This is a genomic window from Aquipuribacter hungaricus, from assembly GCF_037860755.1.
GTDB classification, from domain to species: Bacteria; Actinomycetota; Actinomycetes; order Actinomycetales; family JBBAYJ01; genus Aquipuribacter; species Aquipuribacter hungaricus.
In genome coordinates, this window is the sequence record NZ_JBBEOI010000203.1 from 1 (window position 1) to 6,374 (window position 6,374).

A 6,374-nucleotide genomic window follows, 5' to 3' on the forward strand; every position below is an offset into this window, starting at 1 on the left:
GGCACCAGGACGGGCACCAGTTCCAGGTCGGCTTCAACTGCGCCCCGCCCGAGCTGCTCGGCGCGGTGGGGCTGCTGCGCTCGGCGGTCGAGGGGACGGCGGGGCTGCCCGCCGAGGCCGGCCCGGCCCGCCAGGAGCAGCTCGCGCGCGTGGCCCGCGACCGCGACGCCGGGGTCGCCCTGTGGCAGGCGGGGGCGACGAGGCTCGACGGCCTCGTGCTGGACGCCGGCGGCGAGCACACCCACCTGTTCCTGGCCCCCGACGGCGACCCGAGATCCGTGCCAAGAGAGTTCCAGGAGCCGGACGAGGACTGACGCGGCCGCCGGTCAGCGGCGCCGGCCGAGGCTCCGCAGCGTCCTCGCCATCTCCTCGCCGAACGCCTTCTGCAGCACGGCCGGGTCGAACGCGACCGTGCTCACCAGGTCGTCGCTGCCGTAGCGGCGGCACACCGTGATCCACGCGCCGCCCATCGCCGCGGTGACCGACGACGCCACCGCCGCGCCGACGAGCCCGCCGGCCACGGTCCCGGCGCCCGGGATCATCTTCACCAGGCCGGACGCGATCGAGCGCCCGGCCTGGGTCGTCGCGGCCACCGACGCCATGGCCAGCAGGGTCGCCCGGTCGACGGGTACGTTGTGCAGCAGCGCGATCCTGCTCATCATCCGCAGCTGGATCAGGACCAGCAGGACGGCGTCAGCGAACGGGATCGGCGTCGCCGCGGCCGCGGCGGCCTGGGCGGCTGCCGCGGCGACGACTTTTCCCGCCTCTGCCGCCTTCGCCTCGGGGCTCACGCGCTGGGCGGCCACGAACGCCGCCTCGACCCCGGCGGGGGCGGCGGTGCGGGTCTGCTCGACGAGCTCGGGCAGGCCGTGGGCGGGCCACCCGGCGAAGCTGTCGCCCAGCGCCATCACCGGCCAGGCGCGTCCGCCGACCACCGGCAGCCCCATCGCCTGGATCGCGTGGTGGAAGGCGACGGCGTCGGGGTGGTTCCGCCCGTCGAGCCGGGGCACGCGGGTCATGACGAGGAGCACCGGGATGCCGAGCCGGTCGAGCTCCTCGATGACGGCGCGCTCGCCGTCCTGCAGGCGGAGGTCGGCCGCCTGCACGCAGAACCACGCGACGTGGATCTGCTCCTCGGCCGGACGGGTCCGCGAGTGGGCGACCAGGGCGCGCAGGTCCGCGAGCAGCTCCTCGGTGTCCTCGCCGACCTCGATGCCCTTGGTGTCGACGACCGCCAGGCCGACGCCCTCCCGGCTGTACAGGTGGCTGGTCTGCGTGACCGGCGCGCCGATGCCCGTCTCGGCCAGGCTCTCGCCGAACACGGCGTTGACCAGCGTCGACTTGCCGACCCCCGTCCGGCCGAGCACGACGACGGTGAAGCGGCCGAGCGACGCGGCCTCCTGGGCGAAGGCGGCGCGGAAGCCGTCGTCGTGGACCGGGCTCACCGGCAGGGCCCGGTCCGCCGGGCCGCCGGGCTGCCCTGGGCGCAGGTCGGCGCGGGCGTCGGCGCGTGCGGTGTCCGGTGGTCGGCGGGGGTCACGGCGACCATGATGCCCGGATGGTCCAGTCGGTCGAGCTGCTCCTGGACGCCGACCTGGACGCCCGGGTCCGCGCGCAGTGGCGCGCCCTCGTCGAGGCCGGTCTGCCGAGCCTCGGCCGCCACACCGGGGCCACCAACGCCCCGCACGTCACCCTGACGGTGGCCTCCGGTGTCGGGCCCGCCCACGAGGACGCGCTCGCCGACGCGCTGCCGCCCGCGGACCTGCCGCTGCCGCTCCTGCTCGGCGGCTACGTCGTCTTCGGCAGCCACAAGCACGTGCTGGCGCGCCTGGTCGTGCCCTCGGCCCGGCTGCTCGACCTCCACGCGCGCGCCGCGTCCGCGTGGGCCGACGCCCTCGAGGTCGCCCCGACCGGCCTGCCCGGCCGCTGGACGCCGCACGTCACGCTCGCCTCGCACCTCACCGACACCCAGCTGGGGCAGGCGCTCACGGCGCTGCGCGGCCTGGACGAGGCGGTCCACGACGGGACCGGGTCCGCCGTCGAGGTCCGCCGCTGGGACGGCACGGCCAAGGAGGCCTGGGCCCTGCACGGCTGAGCCCGGGCGGCGGCGCCGGGCGCTGGGCGCGGCCCCGGGGTCGCGGGCGCTCAGCCGGTCCAGGGCGCGAGCGCGGTCCGGACCCGCTTCTCGCTCACCGGGTGCGCGGTGCCGAGCTGCTGGGCGAACACCGACACCCGCAGCTCCTCGACCATCCAGCGCACGTCGAGCAGCGCGGCGGGCACCGGCGCCCCGGCGGGCAGGGCGTCGACGACGTCGAGGTAGGCGTCGTAGGCGGGCAGCACCCGGTCCAGGAGCTGCAGGTCGCGCTGCGGGCCCGCCTCGGCCGCGTCGAGGCGCCGCTCGACGGCGGCCAGGTAGCGCAGCACGTGCGGCAGCCGGTCGACGCCGGTCGCCAGCACGAAGCCCGGCCCGACGAGCCAGTCGACCTGGGCGCGGACGTCGGCGACGGTCTCGGCGAGCGCGGGCTGGCGCAGCCGGGACACCCGGTCGCGGACCCCGTGCGCCGCGGACAGCACCCGGGCCACGGTGCGCACCACGTCCTCGGTCACCGGGTGGACGTCGGCGCGGACCAGCTCGCGCAGCGCGTCGACGGCGGCGGCGTCCCGGACGCCCCAGGTGCCGTCGGGGCGGTGGCGCCGGACCAGGGCGGTGACCGCCGTGGCCAGGCAGTCCTCGAGGGTGGCCAGCACGTCCGGGTACGGCGTCCACGACAGCGCCAGGCGGGTCGGCACGTCGAGGCCCTTGGTGATCGCGGCGATCGGCGAGCGCAACCCGAGCACGACCGCGCGCCGCACGCCCCGGTCGTGCGCGACGACCGCGTCGGCCCGGGCGGACATCACCCGGACGCCGAGCGTCGTGCCCTCGTCGACGAACGCCGGCCAGCCGCGGACCTCGTGCCCGGCGAGGCGCCGCTCGACCACCTCGGGCAGCGGCTCGGCGGGGGCGACGGTGAGGCCGCGCCGCTCCATCGACGACGTGGCCCGGGTGAGGGAGTCCTGGGCGCGGGTGGACAGCCGGCGGCGGAGCTCCTCGACGTCGGCGCCCTCGGCCAGGACCGTCCCGCCGGCGTCGACGACCCGGACGTGGGGGCGCAGGTGCGACGGCAGCGAGGCCGGGTCGAGGTCGCCGGCGGACACCACGGGGCCGCCCAGGCCGGTGAGGGCGCGGGCGACCACGTCGACGACCGCCCCGCGCGGGGCCGCGCCGTCCGGCGACACCTGCCGCAGCACGAGCGCCGCGTGGTCCGGGGCCGGCGCGAACGAGCGGCGCAGCGCCTTGGGCAGCGAGCGGACCAGGGCGGTGACGAGCTCCTCGCGCAGCCCGGGGACGAGCCAGCCGATGGCGTCCGCGTCCACCGCGGCGAGCACCTGCTCCGGGACGGTGACCGTGACGCCGTCGTCCGGCGCACCGGGGGAGAACACGTACGACAGCGCCAGCGCGACCGTGCCCTCCAGGTGGGGCACCTCCAGCGTGTCAGGGAACTGCTCGACGGCAGGTCCGCCGCCGGAGCCGGTCATCACGTCGGCCCGGGTCATGGTGAGCAGGTCCGGCGTCTCGTGCCGGGCCTGCTTCCACCAGGCGTCGAAGTGCCGGGCGGACACCACGTCGGCCGGGACCCGGGCGTCGTAGAAGGCGTAGACGGCGGTGTCGTCGACGACCACGTCGCGGCGGCGGGTGCGCTCCTCGATCTGGCGGACCTCGGCCATGAGCGACTCGTTCGCGGCGAGGAAGGCGTGCCGGGACTCCCAGTCCCGCTCCACGAGGGCGTGCCGGACGAACAGCTCGCGCGCCAGGCCCGGGTCGACCCGGGCGTAGCCGACCGTGCGCGCCGCGACGAGCGGGATGCCGTACAGCGTGACCTTCTCCGTCGCCTCGACCTGCCCGCGGCCGGCGTTCCAGCGGGGCTCGGAGTACGTGCGGCGGACCAGGTGCCCGGCCACGGGCTCGACCCAGTCAGGGTCGATGACGGCGCAGTCGCGCGCGAACAGCCGGGCGGTCTCGACGAGCTCGGTGGCCATCACCCAGCGCGGCCCGGCGTTCTTGGCCCGCCCGGCGCCGGCGGTCCCCGCGGGACGGGGGCGCGGCAGGACCGACCCGGGCGCGACCGAGAAGCGTGCGCCGCGGGCACCGAGGTAGTCGGTGGCGTCGCCCTCGCGGAACCCGATGTGCGACAGCAGCCCCGGGAGCATCGCCCGGTGGACGGTCTCGGCGACCGAGGCCTCGAACTCGGCGAACGCTGCGGCGTCGGCCCCGCGGCGCGGCTCGTCCTCCTCGCGCAGCGCCCCGTTCGGCCCGAGCCCTGCCTCCTTGCACACCTGGCGGAGCTGGCCGTCCAGGTCGAACCATTCCCGCACCCGGGCGTGGTGCAGGTGCTCGGCCAGGCACATCCGCCGGAACGCCGAGCTGCTCAGCTCGTCGCGGCGCGAGCGCAGGTAGCGCCACATGGCGAGCCGGGTGAGCAGGTCCGAGCCGTCGACGCGGAACCGGCGGTGGGCGAGCTCGGCGCGGGCCTCGTCGTCGGCGGGCCGCTGCCGCACGTCGATGATCGACAGCCCGGCCACGACGGCGCGGACCTCGTCCAGGCAGCCGAGCCGGTCGGCCTCCAGCAGCATCCGGCCCAGCCGCGGGTCCACCGGCAGCCGCGCCAGGGTGCGCCCGGTGGCGGTGAGCCGTCGGGAGCGGGTGACCCGGCCGCGCTCGTCCTGCTCCAGCTGCTCGTCGACCGCCCCGAGCTCCTCGAGCAGGGCCAGGCCGTCCTTGACCTGGCGCGGGTCCGGCGGGTCGAGCCAGTCGAGCTCCTCGACGTCGTCGATGCCCAGGCTCGTCAGCTGCAGCAGCACCGAGGCCAGGTTGGTGCGGCGGACCTCCGGCTCGGTGAACTCCGGCCGGGAGTCGTGGTCGGCCTCGCCGTAGAGCCGGACGGCGATGCCGGGGGCCAGGCGGCCCGAGCGGCCGGCGCGCTGGGTGGCGCTAGCCTGGCTGACCGGCTCGATCGGCAGCCGCTGCACCTTGGTCCGCAGCGAGTACCGGCTGATCCGGGCCAGGCCGGTGTCCACGACGTAGCGGATGCCGGGCACGGTGAGCGAGGTCTCGGCGACGTTGGTGCTGACGACGACCCGGGTGCCGGTGTGCGGGGCGAAGATGCGGTGCTGGTCCGCGGCGGACAGCCGGGCGAACAGCGGCAGCACCTCCAGGCCCAGGACCGCGCCGGACAGCTCGCGGGTGAGCGCGTCGCACGCCTCGCGGATCTCGCGCTCGCCGGAGCAGAACACGAGCACGTCGCCGTCGCCCTCGGTCAGCAGCTCGGTGACCGCGTCGACGATGGCCTGCGGCTCGTCCCGGTCGTCGGCGGGGTCCGCCTCGTCCCCGGAGTAGGGCCGGTACCGGATGTCGACGGGGTAGGTCCGCCCGGACACCTCGACGACGGGCGCCCCGCCGAAGTGGTCGGCGAAGCGCTGCGGGTCGATGGTCGCGCTGGTGATGACCAGGTGCAGGTCGGGGCGCTGGGGCAGCAGGCGGTGCAGGTAGCCGAGCAGGACGTCGACGTTGAGCGACCGCTCGTGGGCCTCGTCGACGATGATCGTGTCGTAGCGGCGCAGCATCGGGTCGCGCTGGATCTCCGCCAGCAGGATGCCGTCGGTCATCACCTTGAGCAGCGTCGAGGGCCCGGTGGAGTCGGTGAACCGGACCGCGAAGCCGACGTGCTCGCCCAGCGGCGTGCCGACCTCCTCCGCGATCCGCTCGGCGACCGAGCGCGCGGCGATCCGGCGGGGCTGGGTGTGGCCGATGAGACCGGTGGTGCCGCGGCCCGCCTCGAGGGCGAGCTTGGGCAGCTGGGTGGTCTTGCCCGAGCCGGTGGCGCCCGCGACGACGACCACCTGGTTCTCGCGGATGAGCCGGACGAGCTCCTCGCGCCGGCCGGTGACCGGCAGCTCCTCGGGGTAGCGAAGCGGCGGCAGAGTGGCGCGGGCCGCGGCGAGGCGCTCGACCTGGCGCTGAGCCTGGTGCTCGCCGCGGCGCGGGCGGTCGGGGCGGTTCGGGCGGCCGGTACCGCCGGTGCCGGGGCTGTCCGTGCGGGAGCTCTCGGAGCGGGGGGTGTCCGTGCGGCGGCCGTCGGTACGAGAGTTGTCGGTGCGGGAGCTCTCGGCGCGGGGGGCGCGGCGCGGGCGATCGCCCGTCACGGCCGCAGCGTCGGGTCCCGTGCCGGGAGCGGCGGCACCGTCCTGCGTGCCGACCGCGCCGCCCGTGCCGCCTGTGCCACCGGTCCCGCGCGCACCACCGCGCCCGCCGCGACGGCGGGGGGGCCGACGACGCG

At 76.8% G+C, this 6,374-nt stretch carries 4 protein-coding genes; 2 read left to right on the plus strand and 2 right to left on the minus strand.

The features are described from left to right. On the plus strand, nucleotides 1-314 hold a 314-nt coding region (locus WCS02_RS16070), incomplete at its 5' end, for a hypothetical protein (protein WP_340295059.1). Nucleotides 315-326: 12 nt separating this feature from the next. On the opposite strand, the gene WCS02_RS16075 is transcribed toward WCS02_RS16070, so the two are convergent. Further along, nucleotides 327-1,445, minus strand: a complete 1,119-nt coding sequence (locus WCS02_RS16075) for a GTPase (protein ID WP_340295061.1) — start codon at nucleotides 1,443-1,445, stop codon at nucleotides 327-329. A gap of 113 nt (nucleotides 1,446-1,558) precedes the next feature. On the opposite strand from WCS02_RS16075, the gene WCS02_RS16080 reads away from it, so the two are divergent. Next, the gene (locus WCS02_RS16080; protein WP_340295063.1) at nucleotides 1,559-2,095 is read left to right on the plus strand and encodes a 2'-5' RNA ligase family protein; all 537 of its coding nucleotides are present in this window, start codon (nucleotides 1,559-1,561) and stop codon (nucleotides 2,093-2,095) included. 50 nt (nucleotides 2,096-2,145) lie between these two features. On the opposite strand, the gene hrpA is transcribed toward WCS02_RS16080, so the two are convergent. Further along, on the minus strand, nucleotides 2,146-6,240 hold the full coding sequence (hrpA, locus tag WCS02_RS16085; protein WP_340295065.1) for an ATP-dependent RNA helicase HrpA: 4,095 nt from the start codon (nucleotides 6,238-6,240) through the stop codon (nucleotides 2,146-2,148). Nucleotides 6,241-6,374 lie beyond the last annotated feature (134 nt).